This is a genomic window from Streptomyces sp. NPDC102451 (genome assembly GCF_044765485.1).
GTDB lineage: Bacteria > Actinomycetota > Actinomycetes > Streptomycetales > Streptomycetaceae > Streptomyces.
This window is the reverse complement of record NZ_JBIWKD010000020.1, coordinates 1-20,176: the sequence shown is the minus strand read 5'-3', so window position 1 is coordinate 20,176 and position 20,176 is coordinate 1. Positions and strand designations below refer to the sequence as shown.

Annotated in this window: 15 protein-coding genes and 1 pseudogene; 4 read left to right on the top strand and 12 right to left on the bottom strand. The window is 69.9% G+C overall.

Annotated features, from left to right (window positions below; genetic code table 11):
• Positions 1 to 214: 214 nt before the first annotated feature.
• The 3 genes from ACIRD8_RS31680 to ACIRD8_RS31670 form a co-directional block, all read right to left on the bottom strand.
• Positions 215 to 2,668: a sodium-translocating pyrophosphatase gene (locus ACIRD8_RS31680; protein ID WP_403999188.1), complete on the bottom strand. Its 2,454-nt coding sequence runs from the start codon at positions 2,666 to 2,668 to the stop codon at positions 215 to 217.
• 468 nt (positions 2,669 to 3,136) lie between these two features.
• Entirely contained in the window at positions 3,137 to 3,586 is a 450-nt protein-coding gene (locus ACIRD8_RS31675) for an ATP-binding protein (protein ID WP_403999185.1), read from the bottom strand.
• 205 nt (positions 3,587 to 3,791) lie between these two features.
• Complete coding sequence (locus tag ACIRD8_RS31670) at positions 3,792 to 4,145, bottom strand: STAS domain-containing protein (protein ID WP_003967428.1); 354 nt, start codon at positions 4,143 to 4,145, stop codon at positions 3,792 to 3,794.
• A 79-nt stretch (positions 4,146 to 4,224) separates the two neighbouring features.
• Here ACIRD8_RS31670 and ACIRD8_RS31665 point away from each other — a divergent pair, with 79 nt between their 5' ends.
• On the top strand, positions 4,225 to 6,783 hold the full coding sequence (locus ACIRD8_RS31665) for a DEAD/DEAH box helicase (protein ID WP_403999182.1): 2,559 nt from the start codon (positions 4,225 to 4,227) through the stop codon (positions 6,781 to 6,783).
• Here the strand turns inward: ACIRD8_RS31665 and ACIRD8_RS31660 are convergent.
• The 7 genes and pseudogenes from ACIRD8_RS31660 to ssd form a co-directional block, all read right to left on the bottom strand.
• Positions 6,755 to 7,108 (bottom strand): annotated as a pseudogene (locus tag ACIRD8_RS31660) (Rv3654c family TadE-like protein); the annotation flags it as partial. The gene ACIRD8_RS31665 and the pseudogene ACIRD8_RS31660 overlap by 29 nt on opposite strands.
• Entirely contained in the window at positions 7,105 to 7,485 is a 381-nt protein-coding gene (locus ACIRD8_RS31655) for a TadE family type IV pilus minor pilin (RefSeq protein WP_403999179.1), read from the bottom strand. The pseudogene ACIRD8_RS31660 and the gene ACIRD8_RS31655, both read right to left, overlap by 4 nt.
• Positions 7,472 to 7,708 carry a DUF4244 domain-containing protein gene (locus tag ACIRD8_RS31650; protein WP_403999440.1) on the bottom strand — a complete coding sequence of 79 codons (237 nt, stop codon included), beginning with the start codon at positions 7,706 to 7,708 and terminating at the stop codon, positions 7,472 to 7,474. The genes ACIRD8_RS31655 and ACIRD8_RS31650 overlap by 14 nt, the downstream gene beginning before the upstream one ends.
• 182 nt (positions 7,709 to 7,890) lie before the next feature.
• Complete coding sequence (locus ACIRD8_RS31645) at positions 7,891 to 8,703, bottom strand: type II secretion system F family protein (protein ID WP_403999176.1); 813 nt, start codon at positions 8,701 to 8,703, stop codon at positions 7,891 to 7,893.
• Positions 8,700 to 9,551 (bottom strand): type II secretion system F family protein, encoded by an 852-nt coding sequence (locus ACIRD8_RS31640; RefSeq protein WP_403999438.1) that lies wholly within the window; start codon positions 9,549 to 9,551, stop codon positions 8,700 to 8,702. The genes ACIRD8_RS31645 and ACIRD8_RS31640 overlap by 4 nt, the downstream gene beginning before the upstream one ends.
• A gap of 23 nt (positions 9,552 to 9,574) precedes the next feature.
• A complete protein-coding gene (locus ACIRD8_RS31635) occupies positions 9,575 to 10,723 on the bottom strand; it encodes a TadA family conjugal transfer-associated ATPase (protein ID WP_403999174.1) in 1,149 nt (382 codons plus the stop codon).
• Positions 10,720 to 11,859: a septum site-determining protein Ssd gene (gene ssd / locus ACIRD8_RS31630; protein ID WP_403999171.1), complete on the bottom strand. Its 1,140-nt coding sequence runs from the start codon at positions 11,857 to 11,859 to the stop codon at positions 10,720 to 10,722. The genes ACIRD8_RS31635 and ssd overlap by 4 nt, the downstream gene beginning before the upstream one ends.
• Before the next feature lie 511 nt (positions 11,860 to 12,370).
• On the opposite strand from ssd, the gene ACIRD8_RS31625 reads away from it, so the two are divergent.
• The gene (locus tag ACIRD8_RS31625) at positions 12,371 to 13,210 is read left to right on the top strand and encodes an HAD family hydrolase (protein ID WP_403999168.1); all 840 of its coding nucleotides are present in this window, start codon (positions 12,371 to 12,373) and stop codon (positions 13,208 to 13,210) included.
• 512 nt (positions 13,211 to 13,722) lie between these two features.
• On the opposite strand, the gene ACIRD8_RS31620 is transcribed toward ACIRD8_RS31625, so the two are convergent.
• The gene (locus ACIRD8_RS31620; RefSeq protein WP_403999165.1) at positions 13,723 to 14,547 is read right to left on the bottom strand and encodes an oxidoreductase; all 825 of its coding nucleotides are present in this window, start codon (positions 14,545 to 14,547) and stop codon (positions 13,723 to 13,725) included.
• 102 nt (positions 14,548 to 14,649) lie between these two features.
• Here ACIRD8_RS31620 and ACIRD8_RS31615 point away from each other — a divergent pair, with 102 nt between their 5' ends.
• Complete coding sequence (locus ACIRD8_RS31615; RefSeq protein WP_403999163.1) at positions 14,650 to 15,645, top strand: ATP-binding protein; 996 nt, start codon at positions 14,650 to 14,652, stop codon at positions 15,643 to 15,645.
• 33 nt (positions 15,646 to 15,678) lie between these two features.
• Here ACIRD8_RS31615 and ACIRD8_RS31610 read toward each other — a convergent pair whose 3' ends face one another.
• The gene (locus tag ACIRD8_RS31610) at positions 15,679 to 17,016 is read right to left on the bottom strand and encodes a hypothetical protein (RefSeq protein ID WP_403999160.1); all 1,338 of its coding nucleotides are present in this window, start codon (positions 17,014 to 17,016) and stop codon (positions 15,679 to 15,681) included.
• A gap of 299 nt (positions 17,017 to 17,315) precedes the next feature.
• Here ACIRD8_RS31610 and ACIRD8_RS31605 point away from each other — a divergent pair, with 299 nt between their 5' ends.
• The gene (locus ACIRD8_RS31605) at positions 17,316 to 19,835 is read left to right on the top strand and encodes a SulP family inorganic anion transporter (protein WP_403999157.1); all 2,520 of its coding nucleotides are present in this window, start codon (positions 17,316 to 17,318) and stop codon (positions 19,833 to 19,835) included.
• Positions 19,836 to 20,176: the final 341 nt, after the last annotated feature.

Genomic DNA, 20,176 nt, shown 5'->3' with positions numbered 1-20,176 from the left:
TATATTCTTTTGCAGCCATTTGCACCAAGGGAAACCAGGGAGATACAACTCACCTGCGCGCTCGGACACATGCCCGGACCCACCCTGCGGTCAAGGTGACGCCAGGACGCGGAAGCGGCGGACGGCGCATCAGAACACGCCGCCCGCCGCCCTGCTGAGCGGAAGTCATACGTGGGGGTGGCACCCCCGTGACCTTCCGCCTCAACCTTCCGCTTCAGGAAACAGCCGCAGGACCGGTGGACTTGGCGGGCCCGCCTCCGCCGTCGGCACCACCGTCGCCGCCCGGGCCGTCGCTGTCGCTGTCACCCACGGCGATTCCCCGCCGTTTGGACACGTAGACCGCACCGATGATGACGACGATGGCGATGACGGCCACCAGGGCCCGTACGCCCGCGCTCGCGTCGTCCCCGTAACTGAACTGCACCACCGCGGGGGCGATGAGCAGCGCCACGAGATTCATCACCTTGAGAAGCGGGTTGATGGCGGGGCCCGCCGTGTCCTTGAACGGGTCGCCGACCGTGTCGCCGATGACCGTCGCGGCATGGGCCTCACTGCCCTTGCCGCCGTGGTGGCCGTCCTCGACGAGCTTCTTGGCGTTGTCCCACGCGCCACCGGAGTTGGCGAGGAAGACGGCCATCAGGGTGCCGGTGGCGATCGCGCCCGCGAGATAGGAGCCGAGAGCCCCGACGCCCAGGGTGAATCCCACCGCGATCGGCGCCAGGACCGCGAGAAGTCCGGGCGTGGCCAGCTCGCGCAGCGCGTCCTTGGTGCAGATGTCGACGACGCGGCCGTACTCCGGCTTCTCCGTGTAGTCCATGATCCCGGGGTGCTCACGGAACTGCCGCCGCACCTCGTAGACCACGGCCCCCGCCGAACGGGAGACCGCGTTGATGGCCAGCCCGGAGAAGAGGAAGACGACCGCGGCTCCGAGGATCAGGCCGACCAGGTTGTTCGGCTGTGAGATGTCCAGGCTCAGCCCGAGTTCCCCCGCCCGGGCCCCCACGTCGTCGACCGCCGTGGCGATGGCGTCCCGGTACGAGCCGAAGAGCGCGGCCGCGGCCAGGACCGCCGTGGCGATCGCGATGCCCTTGGTGATGGCCTTGGTGGTGTTGCCGACGGCGTCCAGGTCCGTGAGGACCTGGGCTCCCGCCCCCGTGACGTCCCCGGACATCTCGGCGATGCCCTGGGCGTTGTCGGAGACCGGGCCGAAGGTGTCCATCGCGACGATGACACCCACGGTGGTGAGCAGGCCGGTCCCGGCCAGGGCGACCGCGAAGAGCGCCAGCATGATCGACGTACCACCGAGCAGGAACGCCCCGTAGACGCCGAGACCGATCAGGAGGGCGGTGTAGACGGCCGACTCCAGGCCGATGGAGATGCCCGCCAGCACCACGGTCGCCGGGCCGGTGAGCGAGGACTTCCCGATGTCCCGGACAGGCCGCCGGCTGGTCTCGGTGAAGTAGCCGGTGAGCTGCTGGATCAGGGCGGCGAGCACGATCCCGATGGCCACGGCGACCAGGGCGAAGACGCGCGGGTCGCCGCCGTGCGAGGAGATGGCGCCGTCGGTGACCCCGTCCAGTTCGGCGTACGACGAGGGCAGATAGACGAAGACGGCGACGGCCACGAGGACGAGCGAGACCACGGCAGAGACGAAGAAGCCCCGGTTGATGGCGCTCATGCCGCTGCGGTCGGCGCGCCGGGGCGCGACGGCGAAGATCCCGATCATCGCGGTGACCACCCCGATCGCCGGGACGATCAGCGGAAACGCGAGCCCCGCGTCACCGAAGGCGGCCTTGCCCAGGATGAGCGCGGCCACGAGCGTCACGGCGTACGACTCGAAGAGGTCGGCGGCCATGCCCGCGCAGTCGCCGACGTTGTCGCCCACGTTGTCGGCGATGGTGGCGGCGTTACGCGGATCGTCCTCGGGGATGCCCTGCTCCACCTTGCCCACGAGGTCGGCACCCACGTCGGCGGCCTTGGTGAAGATGCCGCCTCCGACCCTCATGAACATGGCGATCAGCGCGGCACCGAGGCCGAACCCCTCCAGCACCTTGGGCGCGTCGGCGGCGTAGACGAGGACGACGCACGAGGCACCGAGCAGGCCGAGGCCGACTGTGATCATTCCGACCACGCCACCGGTACGAAAAGCGATCTTCGTCGCCCGGTGCGAAACGGTGGTGAGATCCTTTTCCGGCTCCCCCTCTGCCGGAGTCGCCTCACGCGCGGCAGCCGCCACCCGCACATTGCTGCGGACGGCGAGCCGCATACCGATGTATCCGGTGGCCGCCGAGAAAAGCGCACCCACCAGGAAGAACAGCGAGCGCCCCGCACGCTGCGACCAGTTGTCCGCCGGAAGCAGCAGGAGCAGGAAGAACACGACGACGGCGAAGATGCCGACCGTACGCAGCTGCCGGGCCAGATAGGCATTCGCGCCTTCCTGGACGGCGGCCGCGATCTCTTTCATGCGTTCGGTGCCCTCACCGGCCGCCAGCACCTGGCGCACGAGCAGCTGGGCCACGACCAGCGCGGCGAGGGCGACGACCGCGATGACGACGACGATCAGCCGGTTGCCGTCGGTGAGTACTGCGGATGCGAGTGAGGTGGAGCGGCCGGAAGGTACGGAAACGTGCGTCAGTTCTGCCATTGGGGTGTTGAAGAACTCCGCCATACGTCCTCCTTGACGCTGAGCGCTCAAGACGTGGACGGATTGTAGGGAGCAGAGCATGAACAAAACAGTGGGTGGTCAATGAAATCGACTTTCGTCCACCCAATGACAAATGATCTCGCTCGCGCATGCACCCGAATGCAGTAATGGTGCAGAGGCATGGCGTGTACATAATTGCTGGAGATCATTGATCAAGCGCAAAGAAAAAGGCCCTGCTCAGCAGGGCCGAAAACGCGATCACGCCTGTTGCCCGAAGACCGGGCGGGCGGCCGTGCGGGCGCGGCAAAGGCGCGCACCAAGCGGGAAGGGGGCCGCACCAGGGCCCGCACGCGCGGGAAGGGGCGAGGAGCCGGGCAGGAAGGGCGAGGAGCCAGGCGGGAAGGGTGAGGAGCCGGGCAGGAGGGGCCGCACCAGGATCCGCATCAGGCGGAGCGCCCCAGGAGGGCACCACAGCGGGTCAGGCGGAGTGGCTCAGGGGAGCACCACGGCGGGGGCTGTCGGCCAGGTCATGCGGATCACTCCGCCGTCCACGCCCGCGCGGACCTCCACGTCGTCGACGAGGCCACTGATGACAGCGAGGCCCATCTCGTCCTCGCTGTCGGCGTCGGTCTCCGGCTCGTCCGGGCCTCCGCTGCCGGATGCTCCGGGCGCCGAGGCGCCGCCTCCCGGAGCAGGATGCCCGTCACCGACCTCGATGGAGAACGCCTTCTCCTCCTCGGTCAGAACAACCGTGATCGGGGCGGCGATGTCATGGCTCCGGTGCAGTCCCACGGCGCGGCTGCACGCCTCACCGACTGCGAGTCTGACCTCGTCGAGCACCGCCTCGTCCACGCCGGCCCGGCGCGCCACGGCGGCTGCCACGAGGCGGGCCGTCCTGACGTGTTCGGGCTGAGCGCTGAAGCGGAGTTCAACGGTTGGCATGCCATCCCCCTCGAACGTATGGGCGTGCATCTCAGGGGCCCGGGCGTGGCGCCCGGTACCCCTGTCTCAGTCTCCTCCGGGAACCGACAAAGCCGACAGCCGACCACATGGCCGACCGCCTGCTCCTGGCGGCCCGTCTGCTGCCGCCCGCCGGTCTGTCACTGCGTGCACGCCGGCCTTGGAGCTGCCGGCCTGCACCCGACGGTCAGTCGGTAGCCGCGACAGCCTCGTCGACCGTGGTGTGGATGGGAAACACCTTGGTCAGACCTGTGATCCGGAAGATCTTGAGAATGCGCTCCTGGTTGCACACCAGGCGCAGCGAGCCCTCATGGGCCCGGACACGCTTCAAGCCGCCCACGAGCACGCCGAGGCCGGTGGAGTCGAGGAAGTCGACGCCTTCCATGTCGACAACCAGGTGGTAGCTGCCGTCATTCACCAACTCGACCAACTGCTCGCGCAGCTTGGGCGCGGTATACACATCAATCTCGCCACCGACCTCGACGACCGTACGGTCGCCACCAGGCCCGGACACATTGCGAGTCGACAGGGACAGGTCCACGGATCCTCCAGCACCTTGCTATCGAGCGGTCGCCCCTCGGTCTCCCCGACGGAGGCCAGGGGACGGATCGCCAGCCGCGATGGCATTCAATCACTTACCAGCAGCCATGCACGACGCCTTGGGACCATTGTCCGTCATGCCAGTGACACACTCGGTGCCGATGGCCAAGAATCACCGCCCCAGTCGACCACCCGAGAACGCGGGCTCGCGCCCCTCTCCCACGGTGGTTCTCGACCGGCTCGCCGCAGCGGGCCGGGCAGCGCGCATCACTCATACGGAGCACTTGCCCCCGCGTGCGGGAACCCATGCCATCTGGCCCGATCGCATCCGGCCAGAAGTGATCTCGGCAATCGGCCGGGCCGGAATCGACCATCCGTGGACGCACCAGGCTGCTGCCGCCGAGCACGCCCTGGACGGCGAGTCCGTGGTGATCGCCACCGGGACGGCGTCCGGCAAGTCGCTCGCCTACCTCGCTCCGGTACTGAGTACCCTCCTCGACGGCTCCCATGCCCCGAACGGCCGTGGCACCACCGCCCTGTACCTCGCCCCCACCAAGGCCCTGGCCGCCGACCAGCGCCGCGCGGTGAAGGCGCTCGCGGCTCCCCTCGGCTCCGCGATCCGGCCGGCCGTCTACGACGGGGACACGCCGGTCGAAGAACGCGAATGGGTGCGCCAGTACGCCAATTACGTCCTGACCAACCCCGACATGCTGCACCGGGGCATCCTCCCTTCCCACCCCCGCTGGGCCTCCTTCCTCCGCTCCCTCCGCTTCGTCGTCATCGACGAGTGCCACACCTACCGGGGCGTGTTCGGCTCCCACGTCGCCCAGGTGCTGCGCCGTCTCCGCCGCCTGTGCGCCCGCTACGGATCCGACCCCGTCTTCCTCCTCGCCTCCGCCACCGCGGCACAGCCCTCGGTCGCCGCGGGCCGTCTCACGGGCCTGCCGGTCAAGGAGGTCGCCGACGACGCCTCCCCCAGGGGAGAGATGGTCTTCGCCCTCTGGGAGCCGCCGCTGACCGAGCTGCACGGCGAGAAGGGAGCCCCCGTACGCCGTACAGCCACGGCCGAGACCGCCGACCTCCTGACCGACCTGACCCTCCAGGGCGTGCGGTCGGTCGCCTTCGTGCGCTCCCGGCGTGGCGCCGAGCTCATCTCCCTCATCGCCAAGGAGAGGCTCGCGGAGGTGGACCGCTCACTGCCCGGGCGCGTCGCCGCGTACCGCGGCGGATACCTGCCCGAGGAACGCCGGGCCCTGGAGCGGGCACTGCACTCCGGGGACCTGCTCGGGCTGGCCGCCACGACCGCCCTGGAGCTCGGCATCGACGTCTCGGGGCTGGACGCCGTCGTCATCGCCGGCTATCCGGGCACCCGCGCCTCCCTCTGGCAGCAGGCGGGCCGCGCCGGGCGCTCCGGCCAGGGTGCCCTCGCCGTCCTGGTGGCCCGGGACGACCCACTGGACACCTTCCTCGTCCACCACCCCGAGGCGTTGTTCGAGCAGCCTGTGGAGTCGACCGTCCTGGATCCCGACAACCCCTACGTCCTTGCTCCCCACCTGTGCGCCGCGGCCGCCGAGCTTCCCCTCACAGAAGCCGACATCGCGCTCTTCGGCCCCGCGGTGCCCGAACTCCTGCCACAGCTGGAGGCCGCGAAGCTGTTGCGCAGGCGGACGACGGGCTGGCACTGGACACGCCGTGAACGCGCCGCCGACCTCACAGACATCCGTGGCGGGGGTGGCCGTCCGATCCAGATCGTCGAGGAAGGCACCGGCCGGCTGCTGGGAACCGTCGACGAATCGGCGGCGCACACCGCCGTCCACGAGGGCGCCGTCCACCTCCACCAGGGCCGGACATATCTCGTCCGTACGCTGGATCTGGAGGATTCGGTGGCCCTGGTGGAGGAAGCCGTCCCTCCCTACTCGACCAACGCCCGCGACACGACCGCGATCGCCGTGCTGGAGACTGACACCGAGATCCCGTGGGGCGACGGGCGGCTCTGCTTCGGCTCCGTCGAGGTCACCAACCAGGTCGTCTCCTTCCTGCGCCGCAGGCTGATCACCGGAGAGGTCCTGGGCGAGACCAAACTCGACCTGCCACCCCGCACCCTGCGCACCCGTGCCGTGTGGTGGACGGTCACCGAGGACCAGCTCGACGCCGCCCGGATCAACCCGGAGATCCTCGGAGGCGCACTGCACGCCGCCGAACACGCCTCCATCGGGATGCTGCCGCTGTTCGCCACCTGCGACCGCTGGGACATCGGCGGCGTCTCCGTTCCGCTGCACCCCGACACGCTCCTTCCCACCGTCTTCGTCTACGACGGTCACCCCGGTGGTGCCGGCTTCGCCGAGCGGGCCTTCCACACGGCCCGTACGTGGCTCACGGCGACGCGTCAGGCCATCGCGTCCTGCGAGTGCGAGGCTGGCTGCCCGTCCTGCATCCAGTCCCCCAAGTGCGGCAACGGCAACGAGCCGCTGCACAAACGGGGCGCCGTACGCCTCCTGACCGAACTGCTCAGGACGGCACCGCCGGACGAGCCGGAGGCGGGGGAGCCTCCAAAGGCGGGGGAGCCTCCAAAGGCGGCGGCGAAGGTGGAAGCAGAGGTGGAGGTAGAGGAGCCTCCGGAGGCCCCGCTCTCGACCTGACCTCGGGTGCGTACGGGCCGAAGCGCGCGCGGGCGGTCACGTCGGCGATCTCGCCCTGGACCCCACAGCGCACGATCTCCGCTCCTTGGGCCGCGGCGACCTCACCGGCCGCCCCGCACGCCACCTCCGCGCCCTGCAGCGCCTGGTCGGCAGCGGCGAGCGCCGCCAGATCCGCCGCGCCGCCGGCCCTGTGACGGGCGGACACGGCCTGGCCGAGAGCGAGCACCATCGCGAACACCGCGCAGAGTGTCGCCGTCGTCACGGCCACCCAGACCGTCGCCATCCCCTGGTCCCCGCCTCCGGGACCGACCCGCGTCCTCCTCATCGCTCCGCCCCCACGGTGTCCTCGGCCAGTGCGACAGCCTCGGCGCTCAGCGTCAGGCCCAGCGCTCCGGGCCCCGGCGTCGGCGCCTCGACCCTGACCCTCCACAGCCCCCCAGCCCGCTCCACGTCCACCCGCGCCCGGCCCGGCGCCGCTCCCTGGGCCGCGGACCGCACCGCGTCCTCCGGCTCCGACCGGGCCGCGGCCCTTGCTCCGGCCCGCGCGGCGTCCACACAGCGGATCTGGTCCGCCGCGGCCACCAGAGCCCAGACGAGGGCGACGACGAACGCCACCAGCACGGGAAGAGCCATCGCGGCCTCCGCCGTGACCGCTCCCCGGTCGCCGCTCCGGGCCCTGCGTGGCTCCTCAGAACTTCGCATCGAGGGCGTCCTTGATCAGCGACTGCAATGCCGACAGCACTGCCCCGCTGGTGACCACCTTGTAGAGCACCGCCGCGAACGCGCAGGCGGCAATGGTCCCCACCGCGTACTCGGACGTCGTCATCCCCCGGTCGCGCCCGCGGCACCGCGGGCGCGTGCCGATTCCGGCCTGCCATGCACGACGCAACACACCCAGAGACCGCTCCATGACTTTCCTGCCCATCTCGACCCCCATGTCTCAACCCCCATGCTCGAGAACTCACGTTGTTTCGTTCGGTACTTCGATCCAGAACTTCGGTCCAGCGCTTCGGTCCAGCGCGCTTCGACCAGGCCGGAGCCCGGCGCGGTTCCCGCGCGGGAACCAGCCATCCCAACCACCAGCCGTGAGAAGCGGGCTGTTCCCGTTCAGCCGCGGTGCAACAGACCGGTCGCCAGTCCGATCACCACCGGCGCCACGCCCACCGCCAGAAAGGCGGGCAGGAAGCAGAGCCCCACCGGCGCCGTGATCAGCACACCCGCCCGCTGGGCACGCGCCACAGCCGCGCTCGCCCGCTCGGCCCGTATCTCGTCTGCCAGCCTGGAAACCGGCTCCGCCGCAGGTGCCCCCGTCGACGCGGCGCGCTCCAGACAGCGGGCCAGCGGCCCGGCCCCGGGCAACTCCCCGAACCGGCCCCATGACTCGGCCGGTTCACCTCCGAGCAGGATCTCCGCCGCCGTACGGGCCAGCTGCTCACCGACCGGGCCGCCGACGGATTCACCGACCGCCTCCGCCGCCTCCCGCGGTCCGGCACCCGCCGAAAGGCAGGACGCCAACAAATCTGCGGTGAGCGGCAGCTGCCGAGCGACCAGAGCAGCCTGACCGTCCCGGCCTGCGGCGCCTCGCGCCCTGACGGAGCGCCGCCACCGCTGCACGCCGTACGCCGCCGCAAGACCGACCCCGCTTCCGGCCGGGCCACCGATGAGGATCCAGCCGGCCGCCCAGACCGCGAGGAACACCGCCCACCGCCGAGCACGGCTCCAGCCAGGCGCCCGCAGGCCCGTCCGCTCCTGCCTCGCGCTGCTCGCGTACTTCCCGGTCAGCAGTGCGCCTCGTCTGCGTATCGCCCGCTCATGCCGCCGGCCGGTGAACGCGAGGGTGAGATACACGGCTGTACCCAGCGCCGCGCCCGCCGCGCCGACAGCAGCCTGCGCAGCCGCGGCACCGTGAGTCCCGCTCACACCGCCTCCCCCGCCCGCACGATCCGCGATGCCCAGAACAGCCCTGCGGCCTCCAGCAGACCGCCCGTCACCAGGCAGACGATCCCGCCCGGACTATGCAGCAGAACCCTCAACGGGTCCGCCCCGAGTGCCGTCCCCAGCCCAAGTCCCACCACCGGCAGCAATGCCAGGAGCGCAACCGTCGACCACGCGCCCGCCAGCTGCGCCCGCAGCTCCTCCCGTCTCCGCCTCTCACCCCGCAGTGCGCTCTCCAGGCGCGCCAGGCCGGCCGCGAGACCGGCTCCACCGTCCACCGCCACCCGCCAGCAGGCAGCCATACCCGCAAGCCCGTCGAAGCCGGGCCCCGCCGCCGCCTCCCGCAACGCACCCGCCACATCGCCGCCGAACCGTGCGGCGGCCAGCACGGCGGACTCGCCCACACCCAGAGCCCCGGAGTACCGCGCAGCGGCGAGCAGAGCCTGTCCGGGCTCCCGCCCGGCCCGAAGTTCGCCGACCACCGCTCCGCAGAGCGCGGTCACCGCGTCGGCCGCCTTCTCCCGCTCACGCCTCCGGGCCCGACGTCGCAGCCAGCGCCTCACGAGCGGGACCGCCACAGCCCCCGCCAGCAGCGGCAGCACCGATTCACCCAGCACGGCGAGAAGCGCCGCCACAGGGGCACACACCCATTCCCTCCGCTCGGCGAAGAGCGCGCGTGCCCTGGCCGATGCCGCCGGCCCCCACGGCCCCCACGGTTCCTCCTTCCGCCGAGCCAGCAACAGCCGAGCCCGCCGCGCCCCCGGGTCCCTGGCCACGGCCAGAGCGCCCGCCAGGCCCGCGCAGCCGGCCATCGCCCACGCCAGCACCTGCATCAGTACGTCAGGGCCCTCCGAGGTCACGGCCCATCCCCGATCAGTGCCCCGAGCCGCTCCCAGCCCCGATCCGGCTCGAACCCTCCGGAACCCCAGCGCAGCGCCGGAACGGTGACGACCAGGCCCGCGGAATCCCGCTCCAGAACATGTACTTCGGCAACCCGCCGCTGCCCGCCCCTGTCCCGTACGAGATGGACGACCACGGACAGCGCCGCCGCCAACTGGCTGTGCAGAGCCGCCCTGTCGAGGCCCGCAGCCGTCCCCAGGGCTTCCAGTCGCGCCGGAACGTGTTCGGCCGCATTGGCGTGCACCGTGCCGCACCCGCCTTCGTGCCCGGTGTTGAGGGCTGCCAGAAGCTCCGTCACCTCGGCACCCCGGACCTCGCCCACCACCAGCCGGTCGGGACGCATACGCAGCGCCTGGCGCACCAGGTCCCGCAGCGTCACCCGCCCAGCACCCTCCTGATTGGCCGGCCGCGATTCCAGCCGCACCACATGCGGGTGATCCGGCCGCAACTCCGCCGAATCCTCGGCCAGCACGATGCGCTCGCGCTTGCCGACCGCCCCCAGCAGACTCGACAGCAGAGTCGTCTTCCCCGCGCCCGTTCCTCCGCTGATCAGATACGACACCCTGGCCTCCACCAGAGCCCTCAGCAGCCGGTCGCCGCCGGGCGGGACCGTCCCCGCCGCAACCAGCTCCGACAGCGTGAAGGCCCTGGGCCGCACCACACGCAACGAGAGGCACGTCGAGCCGACCGACACCGGCGGCAGGACCGCGTGCATGCGCGTCCCGTCCGGCAGCCGCGCGTCCACCCAAGGCCGGGCGTCGTCCAACCTTCGGCCCGCTACCGCGGCAAGCCTCTGCGCCAGCCTCCGGACAGCCGCCGCGTCCTGGAACACGACTCGGGTCAGCTCGAGTCCGCCGCCGCGGTCCACCCACACCCGGTCCGGGGCGGACACCAGCACATCGGTCACCGCCGGGTCGGCGAGGAGCCGCTCCAGCACTCCTGTGCCGACGAGCTCGCCCCGTAGCTCCTCGGCCGCGCCGAGGACCTCGGCATCACCGAGCAGACGGCCCTGCTCCCTGAGCGCGGCGGCCACCCCCGCCGGAGTGGGCGCCGCACCGCTCCGGGCCAGTCGTTGGCGTACGGCGTCGAGCAGTGCGTCGGTCATGACAGCCCTCCCCCGCGAGGCCGGGACGGGACGGTTTCCAGGCGGCCCGGGACGTCAGCCAGCTCCCAGAAGGCCGTACAGAAGCGGGCCAGCGCGCCGTGGGAATTCCCGCCCGGGGGCACACCGCTGTCCTGAGCCGAGGGCAGCCCGGGCTCCATGGGCAGGTCACCTACGAGCGGCAGGCCCAGCGCCTGCGCCACCCATTGCTCGTCCAGGCCTGCCGTGTAGGGCCCCCGGGCGATCACACGCAGGTCCTCCAGGACCATGCGGGCCGCCGCCGCCACTCGCTGCGCCGCCGCGACCGCTCTCAACTCCCCGGGCACGACCAGCAGACCGACGTCCAGCTGTGCCAGCGCCTCTGCCACGCTTTCGTCGAACCGCCGCGGCAGATCGACGACGACCACTCCACCGAGCCGGCGCGCAGCGGCGAGCACCGACTGCATGGCCTGTGGCGGCACGATCACCTGGTCGTCCCTGCCCCAGCTGAGCACGCGCAGCCCGTGCAATGCGGGCAGTGACTCCTCCAGTGCCCCTCCGCCCAGCCTGCCTTTCGAACGGGCGAAATCCGGCCACCGCAAGCCCTCGGAGCCCTCACCGCCGAGCAGCACGTCGATGCCACCGCCCAGGGGGTCCCCGTCGATCAGCATGGTCCGCCGGCCCGACCTCGCAGCCGTCACAGCGAGCGCACAGGCCAGCGTGGACGCACCCGAGCCCCCGCGCCCTCCCAGCACCCCCACGGTGAGCGCCGTTCGGCCCACGCCTTCAACGGCATTGGCGATCTGGTCGACCAGCCAGCCTTCGGAATCGGGCAGTCGCAGCACATATTCGGCCCCGATCTCCACCGCGCGGCGCCAGACGTCAGGGTCGTCCTGGTCCCGTCCGACGAGCATGACGCCCGGTCTGCGGGGCGCCCCGCGGCAACCGCGCGCCGCATCATCGCCCACCAGGACCATCGGGGCCCGCTCCCAGGCGCCCCTCTCGGCCTGAGGGCCGTGATGCACTTCCGGCACCGCCCCGGCCGCCGCGCACAGCCTGAGCAGATCGTCCAGCAGATCCGGGTCCTCGGTGAGGATCAGCGGTCCGTCCCGCCGTCCTTCGGCGCTCGACGGACCGTCGCCCGTGAATGTTCCAGCCACGATCTCCGCCCCTCTCACTGTCTCCTCCAGTGCGGTTTCGCGGCGATCTCGAACGCTTCCGAGATGCGCGATTCCGGTACCCGCGGACTTCACGGGTGGAATCAACATGCAACGGGGTGGAAAAAGATGTGGATCTTGCTCAAAAACTGTGGATAACTCAACCGTTGTGAATATCTCGGTAGCTCGTACAGGGGACTTTCGCAGCGCAGCCCTTCCGCTACGCACGGTGACGAGTCATGATCGAGTGAACCCCGCGACAGGGAGCCGTGAGACGCGGCAAGCGGGCCGCGAGGGAGGGAGGGGTGGGATTCTTCGGCCGCGAAACGCGTCCGGACATGCGACGACCCCCGCCGGGGGGGAGAGCGGGGGTCGTCCCCACGGCCGACTCGGGGGGGGGGAGGAGTCGGGCCGGGTTAGCACGGTCGCGAACGATCCGTGACTTCCATGGTGTACCCGAGGCCCTTCTCAGGCAAACCCGCCTGCCGGATTTTAGGCCGAATGGCGGGCCCCTATGCTCGCCTTTGTGGAAAACTGCTTCTCGCCGCGCACTGCAGCCTTCTTTGACCTGGACAAGACGGTCATTGCGAAGTCATCGACACTGACCTTCAGCAAGTCCTTCTACCAAGGCGGGCTGATCAACCGCCGTGCCGTACTGCGCACCGCGTACGCACAGTTCGTATTTCTCGCCGGGGGCGCCGATCACGACCAGATGGAGCGGATGCGTGAATATCTCTCAGCTCTCTGCAAGGGGTGGAACGTCCAGCAGGTCAAGGACCTCGTCGCCGAAACCCTGCACGACCTGATCGACCCGATCATCTACGACGAAGCCGCAACTCTCATCGAGGAGCATCACACCGCTGGGCGTGATGTGGTCATCGTGTCGACCTCCGGCGCCGAAGTCGTCGAACCGATCGGGGAACTCCTCGGTGCCGACCGGGTCGTGGCGACGCGGATGGTCGTGGGCGACGACGGCTGCTTCACCGGCGAAGTCGAGTACTACGCCTACGGTCCGACCAAGGCCGAGGCCATCAGGGCTCTCGCCGGATCGGAAGGCTATGACCTGTCGCGTTGCTACGCGTACAGCGATTCCGCCACCGACGTGCCGATGCTGGAGTCCGTGGGATACCCGCACGCCGTCAATCCGGATCGGGCACTGCGGCGTGAAGCCACGCTCAGGGAATGGCCGATTCTCGCCTTCGACCGGCCGGTCCGGCTCAAGCAGCGCTTGCCCGCGTTCTCCATGCCGCCACGACCGGCGTTGGTGGCAGCTGCCGCGCTGGGCGCGGCCGCGGTGACCGCCGGGCTCGTCTGGTACGCCAACCGGCGCCGCTCAGCCACGATCGCCGCCTGACAGGCCTGGCCCGCCTGGCAGGCCCAGCACAAGGCGCCACCCGCTCCGCGGCCCCGGCGACATCCGCTCGGCAACGACAGACTCTTCGCCGGACACACGCAACAATGTCCGACTCAGCTGCATTTGAACATAAAAGTAAAGAAAAGCGGCCAGGACTTCCGCTCCCACTGGTCCTGGAGTACAAAGGATTCAACGGCCCGCGAGACCAGGGACATCCGAGAGGATCACCTTTCACGCACAGAAGGCCCCACGGACCGCGCACGAAAGCCGAGCACCCACGCGACGTCGACCCGTCGATTACGGGCCAGCCGCACCAGGTAACGGGCAAAGAACCTGACCTGATGGGCACATAACGAGGACGCTTGGTAACTGGGCGGACGTGCCAGCGGCGGTACCGGAATCGGTACCGCCGCAACCCTTTCCGGATCCGCCCGCGGCAGGTGAGCGCCTTCCACGAGATCCAGCCGCCCCCCGCTCCGGGCGGAGGCCGCCGGCCGCACGGGGAGAGACAGTCAGGCCGCGCCGCGCTGCAGCGCCTCACACACCGCCGTGGACTCCCTGACACCCAGCTCCACCGAACGTCCGCAGTGGGCGATCCAGGCGGCCATTCCCTCCGGCTTGCCGGAGAGGTATCCATCGAGGGCGGCGACGTACGCCGCGCGCCCCTGCTCCGCATGACCGACTTCGGCAGGACAGATCGACTTGGGATCGAGACCGCTGCCGATCAGTACGATCCGTTCCGCGGTCCGGGCGACCAGGCCGTTGTGCGAGCCGAAGGGGCGCAGCGCCAGCAGTTCGCCGTGCACCACCGAGGAAGTCACCAGCGCGGGCGCCGAGCCTCCCGCGATGATCAGTCGCGACAGCCCTTCGAGACGCCCGGACACTTCGTCCGCGCTCGGGACAGGTGCCTCGATCAAGGGTTCGTCGACCGGCTCGCCCGCCAGCCGGGGCCTTCCGACCGTCTCGTCGGGAGACGCGCCGCCCGCCGCCACCAGGTGCAGGCGGGCCAGGACGCGTAGCGGTGACTGCCGCCAGATGGAGAGCAGCTGCCCTGCTTCCGCCGTGAGCCGCAGGGCGGCACCGATGGCGCGGGCCTCGTCCTCACCGCTGAAATCGGTGCGCCGGCGCACCTCCTCGAGATTCCAGTCGGCACCCGAGAGAGCCGCGGATCCGCGCGACCCGCGCAGGGCCGCCTCCGCGGTGACCTCGTTGCTGCGGCGCCGCATGACCCGGTGCCCGTAGACCCTGTCCACGGCCTTGCGTACGGAGTCCACCGCATCGGCGACGCCCGGCAGGTCACCCAGGGCGGCAAGCGGGTCCGAGGAAGTCGTACTCATAAGTAGGGAGGCTACGCGCCCCGGATGCGGATGCCGCCCAGGAGTGGCCTTCTTCACGAAGGATGACAACGTTCCGCGATCAAGCCGCTACCCTAGGTGAACATGAAGATCGCTTTCGTAGGGAAGGGCGGCAGCGGCAAGACCACGCTGTCCTCGCTCTTCATCCGCCACCTCGCCGCCAATGAAGCTCATGTCGTCGCGGTGGACGCCGACATCAACCAGCACCTCGGGGCCGCCCTCGGCCTGGACGAGCAGGAGGCCGCCGCTCTGCCCGCCATGGGAGCCCAGCTGCCTCTCATCAAGGACTACCTCCGCGGAAGCAATCCCCGCATCACATCCGCTGCGACGATGATCAAGACGACACCGCCCGGGGAGGGGTCCCGACTCCTGCGCGTCCGCGAGGACAACCCCGTCTACGACGCCTGTGCCCGCACGGTCCGTCTCGATGACGGGGACATCCGGCTGATGGCCACCGGCCCGTTCAACGAGTCCGATCTCGGCGTGGCCTGCTACCACTCCAAGGTCGGAGCGGTCGAGCTCTGCCTCAACCATCTGGTCGACGGCCCCGACGAGTATGTGGTGGTCGACATGACGGCGGGGTCGGACTCGTTCGCGTCAGGGCTGTTCACCCGCTTCGACATGACCTTCCTCGTCGCCGAACCGACCCGGAAAGGCGTCTCCGTCTACCGCCAGTACAAGGAGTACGCCCGGGACTTCGGTGTCGCGCTGAAGGTGGTGGGCAACAAGGTGCAGGGCGAGGACGATCTCGACTTCCTGCGCGCCGAGGTCGGCGACGACCTGCTGGTGGGCGTCGGTCAGTCCGACTGGGTCCGGACGATGGAAAAGGGCCGGCCCGCCCCGTTCGAGCTCCTGGAAGCGGACAACCGGATGGCACTGCAGGCCCTGCAGAACGCCGCGGAGGACTCGTACGGGCTACGCGACTGGGAGCGCTACACGCGGCAGATGGTGCACTTCCATCTGAAGAACGCGGAGAGCTGGGGCAACGAGAAGACGGGCGCCGACCTGGCTGCCCAGGTCGACCCCGCCTTCGTCCTGCATGAGCACGGCGCCGAGACGGGCGCCGCCCAGCCGGTCTGAACCGGACTGAGCGGCACGCCAAGGGGGTGGCCCCTACTCGGCGCCCCCGCCGGCCCCCCTGCCGGCCGGCTGGTCCGCCGGCCTGGCAGGCACGGGGCTGGCCGCGGCGGGCTTGCCCGGAACCGTCCCCGCGAGGAACGCGGTCCAGCCCGGCTCGGGTTCCTGACCCACCTTCAGCGTCCCGAGCCTGGCGAGGGTCGCCGGGTCCTGCGCGTCCAGCCAGTCGGCGAGCTGGCGGAAGGAAACGCACTGCACATCCTGCTTGGTGCACACCGTCTTGATCGTTTCCTCGACGGCACGCATGTACGTGCCGCCGTTCCACGATTCGAAGTGGTTGCCGATGATCATCGGAGCACGGTTCCCGCTGTAGGCGCGGTCGAACGCCTGGAGAAGACCGTCCCGCATCTGGTTGCCCCAGTACTCGTGCTTGTCCGGGTCGCCCTGTGTCGTCGTGCCGGACTGGTTGAACATGAAGTTGTAGTCCATCGAGAGCGTCTCGAACGCACGGCCCGGAACGGGGACGAGCTGCAGGGGGAGGTCCCAGAGCCCGTCCTTCTTCGCGGGCCAGACCTGATTGCCGATACCACTGGAGTCGTAGCGGAACCCCATGGTCCGTGCGGCTGCGACCATGTTCTTCTGGCCCTCGAGGCACGGGGTGCGGGCACCGATCAGCTCTTTGTCGTAGTCGAAGGGCAACGGCGCTTCACCCTTGAGATCCGGAGCGTTGGTCTTCCAGCTCTTCACGAAGGACTTCGCCTGGCTGATCTCGCTCTTCCACTCCTCGACCGACCACGTGCCGACGCCTCCGTCCGGCCCGCAGAAGTGCCCGTTGAAGTGGGTGCCGATCTCGTTGCCCTCCAGCCACGCGGCACGCAGCTCCGTGAGCGTGTTGCGGATTCCCTCCGTGTCGTTGAACCCGATGTCGGAACGGCCCGCCGAATGCTGCGGCGGGTCGTAGAGCTCCTTCTTCTCCTCCGGCAAGAGGTACACACCACTGAGGAAGTACGTCATCCTGGCGTCGTACTTCTTCGCGACCGCGCGGAAATGCGAGAAGAGCTTCTGACTGTCCTCACCCGCGCCGTCCCACGAGAACACCACGAACTGCGGGGGCTTCTGACCCGGCTTGAGCCTCTTGGCCACGGGCAGTTTCGGCTGGGCTCCCGTAAAGGCGGTGGACCCGTCGCCGATGAGCTTGACCGCCCCCTTCGGCGCCGCCGCGGGAGAGTTCTCGTCCGCACCGGGGGCGGACCTCTGGCCGGCACCGGGCGTGGAGCCGGCGGCGCCCGTACCCGGCCCCGAGCAGCCGGCCAGGCCGGCGACCAGCGCCGTGACCACGGCGCCCAGGGCGATCCTCTTCGTGGCGGCCATCATCCGTCCACCCTCTTCCTTGCAGGATTCGTGCGTTGAAGTACCGACGCGGCGCGGTCAACCTCACACGCAGCCCTGCCGGAATCAGTACGACAAGCCGGTTGAAAAGCTGCTTATTCACTGAGAAGAGTGACTAGCTGGGCTATTTGCTCGAAAGCATGGACACCTTTCTTTACTCTCCATTACTATTCATTTACGGAGAGTTGAGAAATCCCGCCGCTTCACCCCACCGCTGCACGCCGTGACCTACGGCCGCCGTCATTCACATACCGCGACCGCGCTGCCCCGGAGGAGACGGGAACATGCCTGCCTGCGCCCCTACTCGCAACGACCACTCATCCCGAAGTTCGCGCCCTTCCCGGGCATCGGGACTCAAGCGTCCGCACAGTCCGCCACCTCGGCCTCGCCGCGGTCCCTTCCGCCTTCCGGGTGCGGACCTGTCCGCATCGATCACTGTCTTCCTGATCGCCATTCCCATGTCGCTCGGTCTCGCCGTCGCCATGGACGCTCCCCTCGCCGCCGGCCTGGTGTCGGCCGCGATCGGCGGCATCGTCGCCGGACTGTTGGGCGGCACGCCGCTCCAGGTCAGCGGCCCCTCCGCCGGACTGACCGTCGTCACGGCAGAGCTGATCCAGATCTACGGCTGGCGCACCACATGCGCGATCACCATCGGTGCGGGGCTTCTGCAGATCCTGCTGGGTTCGCTGAGGGCGGCCCGCAGTGCCCTCGCCGTCAGCCCGGCCATCGTGCACGGCACACTCGCCGGCATCGGTGTGGCCATCGCTCTCGCCCAGCTCCACGTCATGTTCGGCCAGGTACCCCAGAGCTCAGCCCTCGACAACGCACTCGCGCTCCCCTCCCACTTGGCGCACTTCGCGCCGCCCGGGCCCCTCATCGGAGCCCTGACGATCTTTCTGCTCGTCGTGTGGCCACGCTTGCCGGGACGGATCGGAGCGTCGCTGAGGAGGATCCCTGCCGCGCTCGCCGCCGTGGTGACCGCGACGGCGGTGGCCGCCGTCGCAGCCCCCGGGATCGCTCGGGTGGATCTGCCTTCATGGCGCTCGCACGCGCTGCCCGAGTTGCCACAAGGCCCGGTGATGGCGCTGGCGACGGCGATGTTCACCGTCATGCTCGTGGCAAGCCTCGAATCCCTGCTGGCCGCAGTATCCGTGGACAAGCTGGCCGCTGAGCGGGCGACAGCCGCGCCCAAGGACGGAGCGAAGCAGCACGCGCCTGTCAAGCGGTCGGACCTCGACCGGGAGCTGCGGGCCCAGGGTGTCGCCAACGCCCTGGCAGGACTGGCCGGAGGACTGCCCGTCTCGGGCGGTGCCGTGCGCAGTTCCGCCAATGTCCGGGCGGGCGCGACGAGCCGCGCCTCCACCGTGCTGCACGGCGTCTGGGTACTGCTGGCAGCCGTGCTGCTGGTCACGGCCCTGGAGTGGATCCCCCTGGCCGCCCTTGCCGCCCTGGTGATGGTGGTCGGGATCCAGATGGTCAGCTTCGCCCACATCCGCAAGGTCCACCGGCACCGGGAGTTCCTGGTGTACGGCGCCACGATCAGCGGCGTGATTCTGGCCGGCGTGCTCGAAGGGGTGGTGATCGGCATCGTCGTGGCGGTGGCCGTCGCCCTGCACCGGCTGGCACGCACGAGAATCACCGTGACGGAGCAGGACGGCCGCTATCTGGTGGCCGCTCGGGGACAGCTGACCTTCCTGGCCGTTCCCCGGCTCAGCCGCCTGCTCGGCAAGCTCCCTCCAGGAGTGGACGCCGTGGTCGAGTTGGACGGGTTCTTCATGGACCACGCGGCGTACGAGACGATCCAGGACTGGCATGCGGCACAGACCGCGTTGGGGGCCCGGATCGAATTCACCGGGCGTTCCGGCGGCCGGATCGCCGAGCCCGCGTCAGCCGCCCATTCCTGCTGCCGCCCCTGGACACCATGGCGCAACCATCACTGCCACGACCGCGCGCAGGACACCGCGCCACCGACCGCCGGCGGCGCCGCTCCCGCCTCGCACGCTGTCTCGAAAGCGGCTCCTTCTGCGGCTTCGAGGGGCTCATCGGACCGTCGGCACGGCGCCCATCGGCTTCTCAGCGGCCTCAGTTCGTTCCAGCGCACCACCGCCCCGCTGGTCCGCGAGGAGCTTGCCCGACTGGCCACCGAAGGGCAGCGGCCTTCGCAGCTGTTCCTCACCTGTGCCGACTCCCGCCTGGTGACCAGCATGATCACCGCAAGCGGGCCGGGTGATCTCTTCACCGTGCGCAACGTCGGCAATCTGGTGCCGCCGCCGGACGCCGAAGGCGCGGCGAGCAACGACGACTCGGTGGCCGCCGCCATCGAATACGCGGTGGATGTGCTGGAGATCGAGTCCATCACCATCTGCGGTCACTCCGGATGCGGTGCCATGCAGGCCCTGTTGGGAGCCGGCCCGGACACGCCCCGGACGCCTCTGTGGCGCTGGTTGCGGCATGGGCTGCCGAGCCTGGAGCGCATGCGTTCACGTCACCACTCCTGGGCGCGGATCGCCGGCCGGCTACCCACCGATGCGGTGGAGCAGCTCTGTCTGACCAATGTGGTCCAGCAGTTGGAGCACCTGCGTGCACATGAGTCGGTGGCCCGCCGACTGGCGGAAGGCACCCTGCAACTGCACGGCATGTACTTCCATGTCGGGGAGGCGCAGGCCTATCTACTGACCGAGGGCGCCAGTTCGGGTACCGGGCCCGACGAGGTCTTCGCCCGGGTCGCCCCCGGCGCGGCATGGGGTGCGGAGCACGGCATCGAAGCACTGCGCACCGCGCCTGGCGCCACCGTCGGCGCCTGAACCACTCACACATCCGGTCCGTGAGACCTTGTGGTCCCGCTTTCGCATCGAACTGCGCAGTTCGCGGAAGCGGGGCACGTGACTCCATACACGAGACACAGGTCTAAACCAATTCCCGGCAGGCACTTGTCACCTGGCCCGCAGCCTGATGAGCTGTCCCCCGGGACACAACGGACACCCTGGGAATGGGAGATGTCGTGAGCAACGAAAGCCTGGCCAATCTGCTCAAGGAGGAGCGGCGGTTCACACCGCCTGCCGATCTGGCCGCGAACGCCAACGTGACAGTGGAGGCGTACGAGCAGGCCGAGGCGGACAGGCTGGGCTTCTGGGCCGAGCAGGCC